Genomic DNA, 18,686 nt, shown 5'->3' with positions numbered 1-18,686 from the left:
CCCTGGTGTCGGGATCAGTATGGCCCGATCATGCGGTGCGGATGTGCGTCAGGCGTGGCCGTCGCGCAGGACGATGCGCAGGCGGTCCGAGCGGTAGGCGCGCGTGTGGAACGTGCGCGGCACCTCCGCCGCGTCGAGGTTGACGCCGCTGCGGCGCAGCAGAGGGGCGCCGACCTCGATGTCGAGGAGGGCGGCCTCGCGGCGCGGCGCTGGCACCGCGTCGAAGGCGCGCCAGCCGGGGTGGAGCGCGACCCCGACGACGGCCGCGATGGCGTGCGCGGACCAGGCGCCGTCGAGGTGGGCGGCGGCGCGGTCGGCGCTCATCGGGGTCGCGATCGCGTAGGAGGACAGCATCACCGGGGCCCCCGCGACACGCGCGAGCGTCTCGACCATCAGCCCGCGGTCGGTGCGCAGCTCGGCGCGCGCGTCGCGCATGAACGTGCCTCGGCGCACGTCGAGCACCTCCTCCGTGAAGTCGGTGATCGGTGCGGACCCCGGCGCGGGCCTGCCGGCGCCGTCGACGTCGATCTTCAACGGCGGCGCGCTCACGAAGGTGCCGGCGCCCTGCCGCGCGACCACGCGGCCGACGCGGCGCAGCGAGGAGATCGCCTCGCGCACGGTGAGACGGTTGACGCCGAATCGCGCGGCGAGCTCCGATTCCGCGGGCAGACGGTCGCCGGGACCCCACAGGCCCGCGTCGATGTCGTCGAGCAGCTGCTCCTCCACCTGGATGTGGAGCGGTGTGGCGAGGGCGCGGTCGATCGGCATCTCCCCAGGTTAAGCGGTCTTTCGAGAATTCATCTAGATGAGTGTCGATCGTCACCTCGAGTTCACCGTCGTGTCACCGCGCGTTCGGGCGGGGTCCCTAGGTTCGTGGTCGTCGGAGTCATCTAGACGACCGGCCATGAACTTCTCACCGAAGGCAGGACCATGATCCGCTCCCGCAAGGCCGCCGGCGTCGCCGCCGGCGCCGCGTTCGCCGCAGCCCTTCTCGCAGGCTGCTCGGGCGCCAGCGCCAACGAGACCCCCGACGTGCTCAAGCTCGGCGTCCCTCCGGGCGAGGCCGACGCCGAGTACCTCGAGATGCTCGAGCCGCTCGCCGGCATCATCGAGGAGGCCACCGGCATCCCCGTCGAGCTCACCGAGACGGGCGACTACCTCGGCATCGTCGAGGCCATGCGCTCGGATCTCATCGACATGGCGATCTTCAGCCCCTTCCCGGCCGTGCTCGCACAGAAGGTCGCGGACGTCGAGCTCATCGCGGCCGCGACCGGCGCGCCCTACTCGTCCCTCATCATCTGCTCGACCGCGTCCGGGGTGGAGGAGCTCGCCGACATCACGGCGGACACCACGATCGCCTTCGTCGACCCGGGCTCGACCTCCGGCAACTTCATCCCCAAGCTGGTCCTCAAGGAGGCGGGCGTCGACATCGACGGCCTCACGGAGACGTACGCGGGCGGCCACGACACCGCCGCGCTGGCCGTGATGCAGGGCTCGGCCGACTGCGCGGCCGTGGCCTCGCAGCTGTGGGATTACATGGTCGAGGCGGGCGCGCTCGACGAGACGCTCGTCACCAAGGTCGCGGAGTCCGACCCCATCCCGATCTCGACCGTCGTCGTGGGCCGGGAGGGCCTGTCGGAGGAGATCTACCAGCAGGTCGCGGACGTGTTCGTGGGCTCGACGGAGGCCGACGTGCTCCAGGTGATGGGCGGTGCGACCGAGGTCATCGACCCCGACGACGCGGACTGGACCATCTTCGAGGACGCGGCCAAGGAGCTCGGCGTCAACCTCGAGGACGTCGAATGACCGTCCTCGAGGCCGCGGACGTCACGTTCCGCTACCCCGACGGCACCCAGGCGCTGACGGAGGTGAGCGTCAGGGTGGAGCGTGGCGAGATCGTCGCCGTCCTCGGCCCCTCCGGGGCCGGGAAGTCCACGCTGTTCAAGTGCTTCGCCGGGCTGGAGCGACCGAGCGCGGGAGCGGTCGCGGTCGAGGGCGTCGAGCTCGCGGCGCTCCACGGTCGCGAGCGACGCCTCGCGCAGCACCGCATCGGGCTCGTGTTCCAGGAGTTCCACCTGGTCGGACGCGCGAGCGTGCTGTCGAACGTCCTGGTCGGGCGCCTCGCGACCGCCAACGCATTCACGAGCCTGTTCCACTGGATGAGCCGCGCCGACCGCACGCTCGCGGTCGAGCTGCTCACCCGCGTGGGCCTGGGGGAGCAGGTGCGCAAGCGCGCCGACTCGCTCTCGGGAGGCCAACGCCAGCGCGTCGCGCTCGCTCGCGCGCTGTCCCAGCGCCCCGAGCTGCTGCTCGCCGACGAGCCGGTCGCGAACCTCGACCCGGTGCTCGCCGCCGGCGTGATCGACGACATCGTCCGCATGGTGCGCGAGGAGGGCCTCACCGCCGTCCTCAACCTGCACGACGTCTCGCTGGCGCGCCGCGTGGCCCAGCGCGTCGTCGGCATGCGTGAGGGCCGCATCGTCTTCGACCTCCCCGTCGGCGAGGTCACGGATCCGGTGCTCGCCGACCTGTACGCGAACGAGGAGCTGGCGGCGAACGCCGCCGACCGTGAGGAGGTGGCGGCATGACCGCGACGCTCGAGAAGAAGGGGGAGGCCGCGACGGCCGAACCGCGGACCCAGCCCGGCCGCCGCGAGGAGATCGACCGTCTCGCACGCCTGCGCCGACCCGGCTGGGGCACCGTCGCCGGAGCGCTCGCGGCCGTCGCGGTGCTCGGGTGGTCCTCCACGTCGTCCGGCTTCGACGGCCCCGCGCTCGTCGACGGCCTGCCGCACGTCGCGGACTTCGTGTCGCGCATGTTCCCCCCGAGCTGGGAGGAGCTGCCGGTCGCGATCGAGCTCATGATCGAGACGCTCGGCATCGCGATCACCGGCACCGTGCTCGGCACGCTGCTGTCGATCCCGCTCGCGCTGCTCGCGGCGCGCAACATCTTCCCCCAGCCGTGGATCCGCAGCTCGGCACGCACGTTCATCAACGTGTTCCGCGCGATCCCGGAGCTCATGTGGGCGCTCATGTTCGTGGCCTCGGTGGGTCTGGGGGCGTTCGCGGGAACGCTCGCGATCACGCTCGGAACGTCCGTCGGCATGGCGCGCCTGTTCGCGGACATCTTCGAGACCGCGGACATGCGGGCCTGGGACGCGGCGGCCGCCACCGGCGCACGGAAGTCCCAGCGCGTGGCGTGGGTGCTGCTCCCGCAGCAGATCCCGACCATGGCCAGCTATACCCTGCTGGTGCTGGACGGCAACGTCCGCGCGGCGTCGCTGCTGGGCCTCGTGGGGGCGGGCGGCATCGGGATGGAGCTCAACCAGCAGCTGCGGCTGTTCGAGTACGGCTCGGTCATGACCATCGTGCTGGTCGTGCTCGTGGTGATCATGAGCCTCGACCTGATCTCCTCCACCGTCCGAAAGAGGTTCGTATGACCGCCGAGACCCTGTCCGCCCTCGCCAACGCTCGCGACGTCGCCACCGCGGCGCCCGGTCTGCGCTCGGGCGTGCTGTACCGCTCGGATGCCCCGATGACCGGCGACCGGGCGCCGGCAGGGATCGACGTCTGGCCTCCGGTCACGGTGGTCGACCTGCGCGACGCCCGCGAGTCCCGCGGCGACCACCCGTTCGCGGCGGTGGCCACGGTGCGCGCGTTGCCCGTGCTGGCCGACGCGGCGCTCGACGCCTCGTATGCGGGCATGACGCTGGCGGACCTCTACCGAGGCATGATCGTGGGCCCGCCCGGCCGTGCCGTCGCGAGCGCGGTCGCGGCGATCGCGACCGAGCCCGGACCGGTGCTGGTGCACTGCTCGGCCGGCAAGGACCGTACGGGCGTGTCGATCGCTCTCGCGCTGAGCCTCGTGGGCGTGGCCCGCGAGAGCATCGTCGCGGACTACGTCGCCACCACCGGCAACATGCAGGGCGTCATCGCGCGCATGGCGGTCATCTGGGGCGACCACCGGCCGGAAATGCCGGAGGGCGAGGAGATGGCCGCCATCGCCCGCGAGATGCTCACGGCGCCGGCCCACGCGATCGAGTCCGTGCTCGACGCCTGGGAGGCCTGCGGCGGCCCCGAGGCGTGGTTCCTCGCGCATGGGGGCACCCCCGCCGAGGTCCAGGCGCTCCGGGAGCGGCTGCTCGGCTGAGCTCCGGACGCGAGCCGCCGGATCCGCATCGGATCGGGCCGGGATCCCCGGCTCGCCGCCGGTCTGGTGGCTCGCGTCCGCGCGTCAGGCGAGCGGCGCCCAGTCCCGGGTCTCGACGCCTCCGCGCCACACGCGGTCGACCAGCGCGACCCCCGGCCGGTACGCCAGATGGACGGGATCGGGCGCGGACAGCATCACCAGGTCGGCTCGGGCGCCGACCGCGATCCGGCCCACGTCGGGGCGCCGCAGCGCCTGCGCGCCGCCCAGCGTCGCGGCGCGCACGGCCTCGCCCGGCGTCATCCCCATCTCGCGCACCGCGAGGGCGATGCAGAACGGCATGCTCGTGGTGTAGCTGGACCCCGGGTTGCAGTCCGAGGCGATCGCCCAGGTCGCGCCCGCGTCGCGGAGGCGCTCGATGCGGGGGAACGGCTGGCGCGTCGAGAACTCGGCCCCGGGTACGAAGGTCGCGACGGTGTCCGAGGCGGCGAGCGCGTCCACGTCGGCATCGGACAGGAACGTGCAGTGGTCGATGCTCGCGGCACCCATCTCGACGCCCAGCGCGGCCGCGCCGGACATGGTCAGCTGGTTCGCGTGGAGGCGCAGCCCCAGGCCCGCGTCCCGTCCCGCGTCCAGGATGCGCCGCGTCTCGTCGACGTCGAATGCGCCCTCCTCGCAGAACACGTCGATCCACCGTGCAAGGGGGGCGGCCTCGGTCAGCATCGCGCCCGCGACCAGCTCGACGTACTCCGCGCGGCGGTCCGCCATCTCAGGTGCGACCACGTGGGCTCCCAGGAAGGTGACCTCGTCGGTGAAGCGGGAGGCCACCTCAAGCAGGCGCCTCTCGGTCTCGACGTCGAGGCCGTAGCCGCTCTTGACCTCGGCGGTGGTGGTGCCCGAGCGCAGGGCCTCGGTGAGCAGTCGGTGCGTCCGCGCCGCGAGTTCCTCGGTGGACGATGCGCGGGTGGCCGCGACCGTCGAGCGGATCCCGCCCGCGGTGTACGGAGCGCCCGACATGCGGGCATCGAACTCGGCCGTCCGGTCCCCGCCGAAGACCGCGTGCGTGTGCGAGTCGACGAAGCCGGGGATCATCGCCGCGCCGCCGGCATCCGTCGCGGCGTCGGCGGCCGGGGCCGCGGCGGACGGGCCGACCCACGCGATGCGACCCGCGTCGATCACCACCGCCGCGTCATGGAGGAGGCCCATGGATCCTTCGCCCTCGTGCATCGTCGCAAGCGCGCCGATGCCGCTGATCACCTCACTCGCCACGCGATGCCTCCTCGAACGCCGCCCATGCGCGCTCGCGCAGGGCGGAAGACTCCTGGTACCTGCCGCGCACGACGCTCGCGATCACGTCATCGGCCGCGGCGACGCCCAGCAGCTCGTGCGGGCGGGCGCCCGCGAGGCGGGAGGAGCGCGGCGCGAGGGCGACCAGGTCGATCTCGTCGCCCGGACGGAGACCCGCGGGCATGCCCGGGCGCAGCGACGCATGGCCCGCCGTGGTGGCGGCGTCCCAGAGGGTCGGCAGGGGGAGCACCCCCCGGTGGCCCGAGGCGAGGCGCGCGCCGCCCTCGAGACGGCGGAGCTCGTCGAACGGGTCGATCACCACGTTCTGGTCGGATCCCACGGTGAGCCGCGCACCCGCGGCGTGGAGCTCGCTGGCGTGGCCGAGACCATCGCCCAGGTCCGCCTCGGTGGTGGGGCACATCGACACCGACACCCGCGCAGCGCCCAGCCGTGCGACGTCGGCATCCGTGAGGTGCGTCGCGTGCACCACCGTGGTCCGGGCGGACAGGGCCCCGCTGAGGTCGAGCAGCACGGTGGGGGTCATCCCCGTCGCGGTGACGCAGTCGGCGTTCTCGGCCGGCTGCTCGGACAGGTGCACGTGGAGCGGCGCGTGCGCGGGCAGCCCGCCCACCACCAGCCCCAGGTCCTCCGGCGCGACGGCGCGGACCGAGTGGATCGCCGCGCCCAACGTCACCTCCGGGTGCGCGGTCGCCATGGCGGCGCGCAGCGCGTTCCAGCGGTCGAGCCAGCGCTCGGCCGTGCCGTCGGAGAATCGCAGCTGGACGGGCTCGAGCGGCTTCCCGAAGCCGGCCCGCAGGTACACGGTGTCGAGCAGCGTGAGCCGGATGCCGGCCTGCTCGGCCGCCTCGGCGAGGGCCGTCTCCATCGCGTGCTCCGGATACGGCAGCCCGCCGGGACGGTGGTGGAGGTAGTGGAACTCGCCCACGGCGGTGTAACCCGCCGCGACCATCTCCGAGTACACGGCGGTCGCGACCGCGCGCATGCGGTCAGGGTCCATGGCGCCCGCGACGCGGTACATCGTGTCGCGCCAGCGCCAGAAGTCGCCGCCACCGGCATGCGTGCGCCCGCGCAGCAGGCGGTGGAAGGCATGGCTGTGGGTGTTGGCGAGCCCGGGGATCACCAGGCCGAGCCGGTGGTCCGCGCGGGCGCCCGGGGCGTCGCGCTCGACCGTGACCACGCGTCCCGCATCGTCGAGGTCCACGACCGCGTGGTCGATGACCTCGTCGCGCGTCACCAGCCGCTCGCACGCGACCCTCACGTGCCGCGCTCCGAGGTGAGCGCCCGCAGCGCGTCCGTGAGCGCGTCGACGCCCGTCCGGATGTCCGGCTCCGCGGCGCCCTCGAGCGGGGAGTGGGACACGCCGTCGGGGTTGCGCACGAAGATCATCGCCGTCGGCAGGTGCGCCGCGAGGACGCCGGCGTCGTGACCCGCGCCGGTGGGGATGCGCGGCACGTCGCCCAGGCCGGGCGCGAGCGCGGCGGCGACGCGGTCCGTGAGGTCCTGGTCGAACGCGACGCGCGTCGAGAAGGACTCCTCCTCGACGGTGACCGTGCAGCCCTCGGCCAGGCCCGCCGCCTCGACGTCGGAGACGATGCGCGCGACCAGGTCGCGGACGTCGGCATCGTGCTCCGCGCGCGCGTCGAGCCACAGGCGTACCTCGGAGGCGATCGCGTTGGAGCCGCCGGGGACCACGTGGAGCTTGCCCACGGTCGCGCGGCTCCGGGTCTCGGGTGCGGACCCGAGCGCGTGGCCGCGCGCGGAGCGGATCGCCTCGCCCGCTACCAGCATCGGGTCGTGGCGCGACACCAGCTCGGTGGCGCCGGCATGGTCGCCGCGGCCCGTGAGCGTGAGGCGCCACCGGCCGTGCGCGAGGATGCTCGTCGCGAGGCCCACGGGGTGTCCCAGCGGAGCGAGCTGGCAGCCCTGCTCGACGTGAAGCTCGAGGTAGAGCGCCATCTCCGCGACACGGGCAGCGTCGCGGCCGATGGTGGTGGGGTCGTAGCCCGCGGCCATCATGACCTCGGGGTAGCCCGTTCCGGCGGCATCGGTGAGGCGCCGGACACGCTCCGTGCCGATGTCGCCGGCGAGCAGCTGCGAGCCCAGGCACGGCACGCCGAACCGTGCGCCCTCCTCCTCGGCGAAGTTCGCGACCATGAGCGGCCGCGCGGGCGCGTGCCCCTCCGCGATGAGCCGCGACACGGCGGCGAGCGCCGAGACCACGCCCAGCGGACCGTCGAGGGGGCCTCCGCCGGGGACGGAGTCGAGGTGCGAGCCGGTGGCCACGGCGGGTCCGGTCGCGCCCTCGGGAGCCCAGGTGGCCCACTGGTTCGCGTTCGCGTCCGTCTCGACGGTCAGGCCGAGCGACCCCGCGGTGCGCACGAACCACGCGCGCATGTCGCGGTCGGCGTCGTCGAGCAGATGGCGCGACCAGCCGCCGCGGACCGGGTCCGCCCCGATGGGGGCGAGCTCGGCGAGCGCGGCGACGGGGTCGATCACCGTGACCGTGGCGTCCATCACGCGTCCATCATCGGGATGCGGAGGCCGCGCTCGCGCGCGACGTCCTTCGCGTGCTCGTAGCCCGCGTCGACGTGGCGCATCACGCCGGTGCCGGGGTCGTTGACCAGCACGCGCGCGATCTTCTCCGCGGCCAGCGCGGTGCCGTCGGCGACCGTGACCTGGCCCGCGTGGATCGAGCGGCCGATGCCCACGCCGCCGCCATGGTGCAGCGACACCCAGGTCGCGCCCGAGGCGGTGTTGAGCAGCGCGTTGAGCAGCGGCCAGTCCGCGATCGCGTCGGAGCCGTCCTTCATGGCCTCGGTCTCGCGGTACGGCGACGCGACCGAGCCGGAGTCCAGGTGGTCGCGGCCGATGACGATGGGCGCGGACAGCTCGCCGCTCGCGACCATCTCGTTGAACTTGAGGCCGGCAAGGTGGCGCTCCTTGTACCCGAGCCAGCAGATGCGTGCCGGCAGGCCCTCGTAGTGGACCTTCTCGCCCGCGGCCTTGAGCCAACGGTGGAGGGACTCGTGCTCGGGGAACAGCTCCATGAGCGCGCGGTCCGTCCTCGCGATGTCCTCCGGGTCGCCCGAGAGAGCGGCCCAGCGGAACGGGCCTCGGCCCTCCTCGAACTGCGGGCGGATGTAGGCGGGCACGAAGCCCGGGAAGGCGAAGGCGCGGTCGTAGCCGCCCAGCTGCGCCTCCGCGCGGATGGAGTTGCCGTAGTCGAACACGTCGGCACCGGCGTCCATGAAGCCGACCATCGCCTCGACGTGCCGCGCCATCGAGGCGCGCGCGTCGCGCGTGAAGCCCTCGGGGTCCGCCTCGGCGCGCGCGTGCCACTCCTCGACCGTGTAGCCGAGGGGCAGGTAGCTCAGCGGGTCGTGCGCCGAGGTCTGGTCGGTGACCAGGTCGATCGGCACCCCGCGGCGCAGCAGCTCGGGGAAGACCTCGGCGGCGTTGCCGACCACGCCGACAGAGCGCGCGCGGCCCTCGGTGCGGGCGGCGACGGCCTGAGCCACCGCATCGTCCAGGTCGGAGGCGACCACGTCGAGGTAGCCATGCGCGACGCGGCGCTCGAGGCGGCTCGCGTCGACGTCGACGATGAGGCACGCGCCCTCGTTGAGCGTCACGGCGAGCGGCTGCGCGCCGCCCATGCCGCCGGCGCCGCCGGTGAGGGTCAGGGTGCCCCGGAGCGAGGCGGTGCGCGGGTCGCGGCCCTCGCGCTCGGCGCGCTGGCGTGCCGCGGCGGCGAAGGTCTCGTAGGTGCCCTGCAGGATGCCCTGCGTGCCGATGTAGATCCACGAGCCCGCGGTCATCTGGCCGTACATCATGAGGCCCTGCGCCTCGAGACGGCGGAACTCGGGCCAGGTGGCCCAGTCGCCCACCAGGTTGGAGTTCGCGATGAGCACGCGCGGCGCCCACTCGTGCGTGCGGAACACGCCCACGGGCTTGCCCGACTGGACCAGCAGCGTCTCGTCCGGCTCGAGGTCCTTGAGCGTCGCCACGATCGCGTCGTACGCCTCCCACGAGCGGGCGGCGCGGCCCGTGCCGCCGTAGACCACCAGGTCCTCGGGGCGCTCGGCGACCTCGGGATCGAGGTTGTTCATGAGCATGCGCATGGGCGCCTCGGTCTGCCAGGACTTCGCGGTGATCGTGCTGCCGCGCGCGGCGCGGACGGTGCGGGCGGGGGCGGGGGTCTCGGTCATGAGGAGCTCCTTAGGCGTGGTGGAGGGCGCCGATGCGGTCCTCGACCGCGCGGAGGACCGCGCCGGTGCGGACGGCCGCGACGGCATCGTCGATGTCGGGGGAGAGGAAGCGGTCGGCGCCCGGCTTGGCGGCGTCGACGATGCACGCGGCGGCGGCGCCGGTCGCGTCGGAGGGCGCGAGGGGCGCCCGCAGCGCGATTGCGCGGGAGGCCGTCATGAGCTCGATGCCGAGCACGCGCGCGAGCCCGTCGATCGCGGTGCGGAGCTTCCGCGCCGCGTGCCATCCCATCGAGACGTGGTCCTCCTGCATCGCGGAGGACGGGATGGAGTCGACCGTCGCGGGGGCGGCGAGGCGCTTCATCTCGCTCACCACGCCGGCGGCGGTGTACTGCGCGATCATGAGCCCGGAGTCGACGCCCACCTCATGCGCGAGGAACGGCGGGAGCCCGTGGCTGCGGGCGGGGTCGAGCATGCGGTCGATGCGGCGCTCGGCCATGGAGGCGAGGTCCGCGACGGCGACGCCCAGGAAGTCGAGCACGTAGGCGACCGGGGCGCCGTGGAACGAGCCGTTGGACTCCACGCGGCCGTCGACCGTGATGACCGGGTTGTCGACCGCGGCGGCGAGCTCGCGCTCCGCGACCGTGCGGGCGTGGGCGAGCGTGTCGCGCACCGCGCCGGCCACCTGCGGGGCGCAGCGCAGGGAGTAGGCGTCCTGGACACGCGTGCACTCGGGCGTCTGGTGGCTCGCGACGATGGGCGACCCTGCCAGCACACGACGCATGTTCTCCGCCGCCGCCGCGATGCCGGGGTGGGGCCGGAGCGCCTGGAGGTCCGCGGCGAACGGCGAGTCGGAGCCGAGCAGCGCCTCGACGCTCATCGCGGCCGTGACGTCCGCCGTGCTCACCAGGGTGTCGAGGTCGGCGAGCGCGAGGGCGAGCTGGCCGAGCATCCCATCGGTGCCGTTGATGAGGGCGAGGCCCTCCTTCTCCTCGAGGTGCAGCGGCATGATGTCGGCCGCGGCGAGCGCGTGGCGCGCGTTCATGGGCGTGCCGGCCGCGTCGCGGACGGGGCCCTCGCCGATCGCGGCGAGCGCCACGTGGGACAGCGGCGCAAGATCGCCGCTGCAGCCGAGCGAGCCGTACTCGTGGACGATCGGCGTGATCCCCGCGTTGAGCATCGCCGCGTAGGTCTCCGCCACCAGGGGGCGCGCGCCGGTGCGGCCGGTGAGCAGCGTCGAAAGCCGCAGCAGGGTGAGTGCGCGGACCACCTCGCGCTCGACCTCGGGGCCCGAGCCGGCGGCGTGGGAGCGCACCAGGCTCAGCTGGAGCTGGGCGCGGCGGTCGCGGTCGATGAACGTGGTGGCGAGCGCACCGAAGCCGGTGGAGACGCCGTAGTGCGGCTCGGGGTCTGCCGCGAGGGCCTCGACCACGGCGCGGGACTCGGCCATCGCGGCGAGCGCGTCCGGCGCGATCTCGATGCGCGCATCGTGCCGCGCGACGGCGACCACGTCCGCGAGGGACACGGCCTCGCAGCCGACGCGGACGGTGACGGTGGTGTCGGTGAGGGTCATGCCTCCATGGAACTGCGTGGGCGGGCGCGGCGAGGCGCGAGCCGGGCCAGTCGTGTCTCATATGTGAGACTGGACGCATGGCTGACACACGCGACGCGGGACGTCCGGCGGCGCCGGCGGTGGACCAGGCGCTCGCGCTGCTCACGTTCCTGGCGCGTCAGCGCGGCCCCGTCACCGCCGGCGCGCTCGCGGCCGCGCTCGCGATCCCGCGCGCCTCGCTGTACCGCCAGCTCGCGGCGATGATCGACCACGGCTACGTGGTGCATCTGCCGGAGGAGGGCCGGTACGGGCTCGGGGTCGCGGCGTACGAGCTCAGCTCGGGATTCTCGCGCCAGCAGCCGCTCGCGAGGCTGGGGGCGCCGGTGCTCGCGGCGCTCGTGGACCGGGTGGGGGAGTCCGCGCATCTCGCCGTGCTGAGCGGCCGCGACGTGGTCTACCTGGTGGAGGAGCGCGCCCCACGACGGCCGCCGCTCATCACCGACGTCGGGGTGCGGCTCCCCGCGCTCGCGACCGCCACCGGTCGGGCGCTGCTCGCGGCCCTCCCCGATGCGCAGATCCGTGCGACGTTCCCGGGGCGCGACGCGTTCGCCGGCTCCCCGGCGGGCTCACCGCACAGCTACGGGGCGCTCAAGGCGCTGGTGAAGGCGACGAGGGACCGGGGCCATGCCGAGGAGGACGGCGATGTCACCCCGGGGCTCGCGTCCGTCGCCGTGCCGGTGCGCGACCATGCGGGATGGCCCGTCGCGGCGATCGCGGTGACGTTCCCCGAGGACCGGGTGGACCGGGAGCGGAAGGAACGGCTCGTGGAGGCGGTCGCGCGGGACGCGTCGGAGCTCGAGCGCCGCATCGGCCGCCGCTGACCGCCCCGCCGCGGATCCGCCCCGTCGGACCTCCCCGAGGCGGCGGAGGCGTGTCGGGCAGCGGCTCGTACACTTGACGCGTCCGTCTCCTTGGAGGTCCCCATGCGCGTGCTCGCCGCCCTGTCAGGCGGGGTCGACTCCGCCGTGGCGGCGGCGCGCGCGGTCGACGCCGGGCACGATGTGGTCGGCGTCCACATGGCGCTGTCGCGCAGCCGCGCCGAGCACCGCTCGGGATCGCGCGGCTGCTGCAGCATCGAGGATGCGAACGATGCGCGACGCGCCGCCGACAGGCTGGGCATCCCGTACTACGTGTGGGACCTCAGCGACGAGTTCCATGACACCGTGGTCGCGGACTTCCTCAGCGAGTACGCCGCCGGTCGCACGCCGAACCCGTGCGTGCGCTGCAACGAGCACATCAAGTTCGACACGCTCCTCGAGCGCGGCCTCGCCCTCGGCTTCGACGCCGTGTGCACGGGCCACTACGCACGCATCGACGTGCGGGCGGACGGGGGGCGGGAGCTGCACCGCGCCGCGGACCTCGCGAAGGACCAGTCCTACGTGCTCGCCGTGATGGGCCCCGAGCGGCTCGCCCGGGCGATGTTCCCGCTCGGCGCGACCGCGTCGAAGGCGGAGGTGCGCGCCGAGGCGGTCGCACGCGGCCTGGGCGTGTCGAACAAGCCCGACTCGTACGACATCTGCTTCGTCGCGGACGGCGACACGCAGGGCTTCCTCGCGCGCGAGCTCGGGGAGCGGCCGGGCGAGATCCTCGATGAGACGGGAGCCGTGGTCGGCGCCCACAGCGGCGCCTACGCGTACACCGTGGGCCAGCGCAAGGGTCTGCGTCTGCCGCGTCCCGCCGCGGACGGGGCGCCGCGGTACGTCACCGGCATCGACACCACACGCAACGTGGTGACGGTCGGGCCGGAGACCCTGCTGAGCGTCCGCGAGCTCGTGGGCGACGCCGAGGTGTGGCTCGCGCCGGACGTGCCGGCGACGGAGCCCACGGCGTGCGAGGTGCAGGTGCGGGCGCATGGCGCGCCCGTGGCGGCCACCGTGAAACGTGATCACGGGCGCGTGAACGTCGCTCTCACGGAGCCGATGCGGGGTGTCGCGGCGGGGCAGTCGCTGGTGATCTACCGCGGCTCGCGCGTCCTGGGGCAGGCCACCATCACGCGCTGAGCGTTCTTCCGGACGTCGATGTTCACATCGATGGAAAGGCATATCTACGAGGTATTTCAGTGGCGAGAGGCCACGCGCCGCACCGGAAGGCGACGCGCCGGTCACGGCTTCGTAACGTTTCGGACACGAATGCCGAACCGCGGTCGAAACGGTTTGACAGCCGCTGCGGGGAGCAATACCTTGATGGCGATGCGAGAGAGCGCTCTCACAGCGAGAGCGCTCTCATGCTCACCACACAGCAGTACGGACACAAAGGAGTGAACGTGAGCCTCTCACGACGCAAGACCACCCTCGGGTTCGCCGCGGGAGCCGCGACCCTTGCACTCGCTCTCGCGGGCTGCAGCGACAGCAGCGACCCGGAGAGCTCCAGCACCGCGGGCGGGACCGACGGCGGTTCCACCTCGGAGGAGCAGATCACCCTGACCCTCGCGACCTTCAACCAGTTCGGCTACTCGGGTGAGTCCGAGGGCGGCGACTACCAGTACGACCTCATCGCGGAGTACGAGGAGCTGCACCCGAACGTCGACATCGTCTACAACGTCGCCGACACCTCGAACACGGCCCGTGAGAACTTCTTCACCAAGCTGGGCCCCGGCGGCCTCGCCGACGTCGAGGCGATCGAGGTCGACTGGCTGCCCGAGGCCATGCAGTACTCGGACCTCCTCGCGGACCTGTCGAATTCCGAGCTCGACGGCCGCTGGCTGCAGTGGAAGACCGACGCGGCGACCGACAAGGACGGCCGTCTGATCGGCTACGGCACCGACATCGGCCCCGAGGCGATCTGCTACAACGTCGACGCGATCGACGCGGCCGGCATGGACTCCTCGCCGGAGGCCATGGCTGCAGCGCTCGACGGCGACTGGGACAACTTCATGGCGCTCGGCAAGCAGTACTCCGACGCCACGGGCAAGGGCTTCTTCGAGGAGACCCCCGCGATCCTGCAGGCCATGATCGGCCAGCTCGAGGCGCCGTACGAGAGCCCGGACGACGACTCGATCATCGCGCTCGACAACGCCGACGTGAAGGCGATGTACGACACGCTGACGCAGGCGACCGCTGACGGCATCTCGGCCGGCCTCCAGCAGTGGGGCGACGACTGGGCGGCCGGCATGGCCAACGGCGACTTCGCCGTCATGCCGTGCCCGTCCTGGATGCTCGGTGTCATCGCGGGCAACGCCCCCGACGGCAACTGGGCCATCGCGGACGCCTTCCCGGGCGGCGGCGGCAACTGGGGCGGCTCGTACCTGACCGTCCCCGGCAACGGTGCCAACGTCGAGGCCGCGACCGAGTTCGCCGCCTGGCTGACGGCTCCCGAGCAGCAGGCCAAGGCCTTCGCGAACGTCGGTGCGTTCCCGAGCCAGCCTGAGGCCTCCGAGTCCGACGCGGTCCAGGGGGCCACGAACGACTTCTTCGGTGGTGCGGAGACCGGCAAGATCTTCACCGAGCGTGCCGCTGCGGTGGCGGTCGCCCCGTACAAGGGTGCCCACTACTTCCAGGTCAACGACGCCATGGTGAACGCCCTGCGTCGCGTCGAGGAGGGCACCATGTCCGCCGACGAGTCCTGGGCGCAGTTCGAGTCCGACGTCGAGGCGCTCGGCTAAGACGCCCACGGTGCGGGCCGTCTCCCTCGGGAGGCGGCCCGCACCCTTCGTCGGATCCGTCATCACCACCAGGGGAAGCACCTCATGACCACCACCACCCCCCAGACCCAGGCACCGGCGCCCGGCGGGCACGAGCGCCGCCGCGCGCCGCTCACGTGGCGCCAGCGGCTCGGCCGGCTCGACGTCAAGCTCTCGCCGTACCTCTACATCGCGCCGTTCTGGATCGTCTTCGCGCTCGTCGGGCTCTTCCCGATCGTCTACACCGCGGTCATCTCGTTCCAGGACTGGGACCTCGTGCGCAACACGGGCACCTACACCGGCTTCGAGAACTTCCAGTTCGTGCTGCAGGACCGCGAGTTCTGGCTCTCCCTGCGCAACACCTTCTCGATCTTCCTGCTGTCCTCCGTGCCGCAGATCATCATCGCGACCTTCATCGCGGCCATGCTCGACAAGAACATCCGCGCCAAGACCTTCTGGCGCATGGGCGTCCTGCTGCCCTACGTGGTGGCCCCCGTCGCGGTCGCGCTCATCTTCTCGAACATGTTCGGCGACCGGTACGGCCTCATCAACTCCGTGCTCAACGACTTCGGGATCGACAGCATCCGCTGGCACGTCGACGTGATCCCCAGCCACTTCGCGATCGCGACCATGGTCAACTTCCGCTGGACCGGCTACAACGCCCTCATCCTGCTGGCCGCGATGCAGGCCATCCCGCGCGACCTGTACGAGGCCGCCGCGATCGACGGCGCGGGCACCGTCCGCCGCTTCTTCTCGGTCACGCTTCCCCAGATCCGCCCCACCATGATCTTCGTCATCATCACGTCGACCATCGGCGGCCTCCAGATCTTCGACGAGCCGCGCATGTACGACACGAACGGCCAGGGCGGCTCCAACCACCAGTGGGAGACCATCACGCTGTACCTCTACAACATGGGCTGGGTCGACTTCGACTTCGGCCGTGCCGCAGCGGTCGCATGGATCCTGTTCATCATCATCGTCGCCTTCGGCCTGCTCAACTTCGTGATCACGCAGCGCTTCATCGCGAGCGACACCGGCGCCAAGGCGCCGAAGCGGAAGAAGGTGTCCCAGTGACCGCCATCGCCAACCCCCTCAAGCGCGCCAAGAAGGGCGCGGCCGCCGTCTCGACGATGCGCCCCGGCTGGTTCACGTACGCCGCGCTGGCGATCTTCCTCATCGCCTCGGTGTTCCCGTTCTACTGGTCCTTCCTCATCGCCTCGGGCGACCGCTTCACCATCAACGACCCCAACCTGTCGTGGTGGCCGGGCGGCAACTTCCTCGAGAACGCCTCGACGGTCATGAACAACCCCGCGGTGAACTTCTGGAAGGCGCTGTGGAACTCGATCGTCGTGTCGACGTCGGTCTCGGTCTCCACCGTGGTCCTCTCGACGCTCGCGGGCTACGCCTTCGCGAAGCTGCGATTCAAGGGCTCGGGCCCGCTGCTCATCGCGGTGGTCGCGACCATGGCGGTCCCTGTCCAGCTCGGCATCGTGCCGCTGTACATCCTCATGCAGAAGTTCGGGTGGACCGGCAACGTCGGCGCGGTGATCATCCCGGGCCTGGTGACGGCGTTCGGCGTGTTCTGGATGACGCAGTACATCTCGCAGGCGCTCCCCACCGAGCTCATCGAGGCCGCGCGCGTCGACGGCTGCTCCATGATCCGCACGTTCTGGCATGTGGGCCTGCCGGCCGCACGCCCGGCCGCCGCGATGCTGTTCCTCTTCACCTTCGTGACCAGCTGGAACAACTTCATGTGGCCGTACATCGTGCTCGACAAGAGCAACCCGACGCTTCCCGTGTCGCTGTCGATCCTCCAGGCGAACTACTTCGTCGACTACTCGCTCGTGCTCGCGGGCGTCCTGCTGGCAACGGTGCCGCTGCTCCTCCTGTTCATGTTCGCCGGGCGCCAGCTGGTCTCCGGCATCATGGCGGGGGCGGTGAAGGGCTAGGCGCGACATGCCTCGCGCCTGCGGCGGGCATGGTGCGGCATCCGCAAGGATGGCCCCATGCCCGCCGACAAGGAGCCTCGCATGAGCGTCCCGGGGCGTACCCCGCCGCCCACGCTCGAGCTCGTGGCGGCCCGTGCCGGCGTCTCCCGCGCGACGGTGTCGCGCGTGGTCAACGGCTCGACGTCGGTCTCCCCGCCCATCGCGGAGGCCGTCCGCAAGGCGGTGCAGGAGCTGGGCTACGTGCCCAACCGGGCCGCGCGCTCGCTTGCGAGCCAGCAGTCCCAGGCCATCGCGCTGGTCGCTCCCGAGGACGTCAACCGCTTCTTCGGGGACCTCTTCTTCGCGGAGATCGTGGCGGGCATCGACGCCCGCCTCGAGGACTCCGACTACGTCCTCAACCTCATGATCGCGAACCATGACCCGAGCGGGAAGACGATGCGCTACCTCGGCGGCGGTGCGGTCGACGGGGCGATCGTGGTCTCGCACCACACGAGCGACAGGTTCCTGCGGCGCCTCACCGAGTCGCTGCCCGTGGTCTACGGCGGGCGCTCCGCGATCGCGGGCTCCGACACGTACGTGGTGGACGTCGACAACGTCGCGGGCGGTGCGATCGCCACGCAGCGCCTGATCGACCGCGGCTGCCGGCGGATCGCCACCATCGCGGGGCCGCTGACCATGCAGAGCTCGCTCGACCGCCTCGCGGGATGGCGGCGAGCGCTCGACGCGGCCGGCGTGGCCGCGGGTCCCGTGGTCGACGGCGACTTCACGATGTTCGGCGGCGCGAACGCGATGCGCGAGATCCTCGATTGGCGCGAGCCCGTCGACGGCGTCTTCATCGCCTCCGACCTCATGGCCTCGGGCGCGATCCCGGTGCTGCTCGACCGCGGCCTGCGGATCCCCGAGGACCTGGCGATCGTGGGCTTCGACGACAGCGCCGCCGCCGTGTCGACCGCCGTGGGCCTCACCACCGTGCGGCAGCCGTCGCGTCAGATGGGCTGGCATATGGCGGACACCCTCATCGAGGTCCTGCGCGGGAACGAGGGCGTGCCTCGCGAGCTGATCATGCCGCTCGAGCTCGTGGTGCGCGAATCCGCCTGACAGGCGGAGGCGCGCGTCGCCTCAGCTGGGGCCCAGGCCCCGCATGAGCAGGTCCCAGGCCTGCTCGATCCGCGGATGGCGCGCGGCCGCCGGGAGGCCCAGCACGAGCGAGGACATCATGCCGATCGCGAGCATGAGGTCGTCGACGCTGGTGCCCTCCGCGAGGACGCCCTCGGCGCGGGCGGCGTCGACCTTCTCGGTGATCGCGCGTGCGGTCCTGCGCTCGAGGGCGCGCATCTCTGGGCGCTCGTCGCGGGAGGCGAAGGCGATGACGGCGGCGCTGCCCTCGATCTGATGGGTGATGAGGTCCGTCACGTCGCGCAGCGTCGCCGTCGGGTCGGCCGCGAGGGCCTCGATCGCGTCGAGGTTCTCCTCGAACACCGCGTACGCGAGGGACTCGCGCGTGGGGAAGTGGCGGTACAGGCTCGCCTGCCCGACGCCTGCACGGCGGGCCACGGCCGAGATCGGGCCGTCGACCCCCTGCTCCGCGAACACGTCGCGTGCCGCGGCGACGAGCGCGGCGCGGTTCTCCGCCGCGGCGCTCGGCCCGCGGTTCGCCTTGGTCACCATGGCTCGAATGTATAGGCTGGGGGCACCGGACAGAGTTGTCCGGTAGCAGAGGGAGCATCATGGTCGGCCGAGGCCTGTCCCATGCAGGGTGCGCGACGCGCGAGGTGCGCCGCGTCCCGGGACCGGGTGATCCGGCCATCCTCCCTTCGGCTTTCCCCGGAGCCGTCCGCGCATCGCACGCC

17 protein-coding genes are annotated in these 18,686 nt (G+C 72.4%); 10 read left to right on the top strand and 7 right to left on the bottom strand.

Annotated features, from left to right (window positions below):
- Window positions 1-48 precede the first annotated feature (48 nt).
- On the bottom strand, window positions 49-768 hold the full coding sequence (locus AOM00_RS00610; protein ID WP_062515942.1) for a GntR family transcriptional regulator: 720 nt from the start codon (window positions 766-768) through the stop codon (window positions 49-51).
- A gap of 162 nt (window positions 769-930) precedes the next feature.
- On the opposite strand from AOM00_RS00610, the gene phnD reads away from it, so the two are divergent.
- From phnD to AOM00_RS00590, 4 genes are read left to right on the top strand one after another with little or no spacing between them, the layout of a single operon-like run.
- A complete protein-coding gene (gene phnD / locus AOM00_RS00605; RefSeq protein ID WP_062515941.1) occupies window positions 931-1,806 on the top strand; it encodes a phosphate/phosphite/phosphonate ABC transporter substrate-binding protein in 876 nt (291 codons plus the stop codon).
- Window positions 1,803-2,588 carry a phosphonate ABC transporter ATP-binding protein gene (gene phnC / locus AOM00_RS00600; RefSeq protein ID WP_062515940.1) on the top strand — a complete coding sequence of 262 codons (786 nt, stop codon included), beginning with the start codon at window positions 1,803-1,805 and terminating at the stop codon, window positions 2,586-2,588. Before phnD ends, phnC begins: the two co-directional genes overlap by 4 nt.
- Window positions 2,585-3,439 (top strand): phosphonate ABC transporter, permease protein PhnE, encoded by an 855-nt coding sequence (gene phnE, locus AOM00_RS00595; protein ID WP_082096378.1) that lies wholly within the window; start codon window positions 2,585-2,587, stop codon window positions 3,437-3,439. Before phnC ends, phnE begins: the two co-directional genes overlap by 4 nt.
- Window positions 3,436-4,149, top strand: a complete 714-nt coding sequence (locus AOM00_RS00590) for a tyrosine-protein phosphatase (RefSeq protein ID WP_062515939.1) — start codon at window positions 3,436-3,438, stop codon at window positions 4,147-4,149. The genes phnE and AOM00_RS00590 overlap by 4 nt, the downstream gene beginning before the upstream one ends.
- An 84-nt stretch (window positions 4,150-4,233) precedes the next feature.
- Here the strand turns inward: AOM00_RS00590 and hutI are convergent, their stop codons facing one another.
- The 5 genes from hutI to hutH are packed head-to-tail and all read right to left on the bottom strand — an operon-like array spanning window position 4,234 to window position 11,229.
- Entirely contained in the window at window positions 4,234-5,415 is a 1,182-nt protein-coding gene (gene hutI, locus AOM00_RS00585; protein ID WP_062515938.1) for an imidazolonepropionase, read from the bottom strand.
- The gene (locus tag AOM00_RS00580; RefSeq protein ID WP_062515937.1) at window positions 5,405-6,712 is read right to left on the bottom strand and encodes a formimidoylglutamate deiminase; all 1,308 of its coding nucleotides are present in this window, start codon (window positions 6,710-6,712) and stop codon (window positions 5,405-5,407) included. The genes hutI and AOM00_RS00580 overlap by 11 nt, the downstream gene beginning before the upstream one ends.
- On the bottom strand, window positions 6,709-7,968 hold the full coding sequence (locus AOM00_RS00575; protein WP_062515936.1) for an allantoate amidohydrolase: 1,260 nt from the start codon (window positions 7,966-7,968) through the stop codon (window positions 6,709-6,711). The genes AOM00_RS00580 and AOM00_RS00575 overlap by 4 nt, the downstream gene beginning before the upstream one ends.
- Complete coding sequence (hutU, locus tag AOM00_RS00570) at window positions 7,968-9,659, bottom strand: urocanate hydratase (protein ID WP_062515935.1); 1,692 nt, start codon at window positions 9,657-9,659, stop codon at window positions 7,968-7,970. Before hutU ends, AOM00_RS00575 begins: the two co-directional genes overlap by 1 nt.
- Before the next feature lie 10 nt (window positions 9,660-9,669).
- Window positions 9,670-11,229 (bottom strand): histidine ammonia-lyase, encoded by a 1,560-nt coding sequence (gene hutH / locus AOM00_RS00565; protein WP_062515934.1) that lies wholly within the window; start codon window positions 11,227-11,229, stop codon window positions 9,670-9,672.
- A 77-nt stretch (window positions 11,230-11,306) separates the two neighbouring features.
- Between hutH and AOM00_RS00560 the strand changes: the two genes are divergently transcribed.
- The 6 genes from AOM00_RS00560 (at window position 11,307) to AOM00_RS00535 (ending at window position 17,934) form a co-directional block, all read left to right on the top strand.
- Window positions 11,307-12,089, top strand: a complete 783-nt coding sequence (locus tag AOM00_RS00560; RefSeq protein WP_062515933.1) for an IclR family transcriptional regulator — start codon at window positions 11,307-11,309, stop codon at window positions 12,087-12,089.
- 102 nt (window positions 12,090-12,191) lie between these two features.
- Window positions 12,192-13,268, top strand: a complete 1,077-nt coding sequence (gene mnmA, locus AOM00_RS00555) for a tRNA 2-thiouridine(34) synthase MnmA (RefSeq protein ID WP_062515932.1) — start codon at window positions 12,192-12,194, stop codon at window positions 13,266-13,268.
- 263 nt (window positions 13,269-13,531) lie between these two features.
- Window positions 13,532-14,869 (top strand): ABC transporter substrate-binding protein, encoded by a 1,338-nt coding sequence (locus AOM00_RS00550; RefSeq protein ID WP_228373358.1) that lies wholly within the window; start codon window positions 13,532-13,534, stop codon window positions 14,867-14,869.
- Window positions 14,870-14,953: 84 nt separating this feature from the next.
- Window positions 14,954-15,961, top strand: a complete 1,008-nt coding sequence (locus AOM00_RS00545) for a carbohydrate ABC transporter permease (RefSeq protein ID WP_062515930.1) — start codon at window positions 14,954-14,956, stop codon at window positions 15,959-15,961.
- Between the two features lie 56 nt (window positions 15,962-16,017).
- Window positions 16,018-16,836 (top strand): carbohydrate ABC transporter permease, encoded by an 819-nt coding sequence (locus AOM00_RS00540; RefSeq protein ID WP_156158969.1) that lies wholly within the window; start codon window positions 16,018-16,020, stop codon window positions 16,834-16,836.
- Between the two features lie 57 nt (window positions 16,837-16,893).
- The gene (locus AOM00_RS00535; protein ID WP_156158954.1) at window positions 16,894-17,934 is read left to right on the top strand and encodes a LacI family DNA-binding transcriptional regulator; all 1,041 of its coding nucleotides are present in this window, start codon (window positions 16,894-16,896) and stop codon (window positions 17,932-17,934) included.
- Window positions 17,935-17,955: 21 nt separating this feature from the next.
- Here the strand turns inward: AOM00_RS00535 and AOM00_RS00530 are convergent, their stop codons facing one another.
- On the bottom strand, window positions 17,956-18,504 hold the full coding sequence (locus tag AOM00_RS00530) for a TetR/AcrR family transcriptional regulator (protein ID WP_062515928.1): 549 nt from the start codon (window positions 18,502-18,504) through the stop codon (window positions 17,956-17,958).
- Window positions 18,505-18,686 lie beyond the last annotated feature (182 nt).

The sequence above is a fragment of the Demequina gelatinilytica genome (assembly GCF_000971115.1).
Lineage (GTDB): Bacteria > Actinomycetota > Actinomycetes > Actinomycetales > Demequinaceae > Demequina > Demequina gelatinilytica.
The sequence above is the reverse complement of the archived record's forward strand: the minus strand, read 5'-3'. Positions and strand labels throughout refer to the sequence as shown.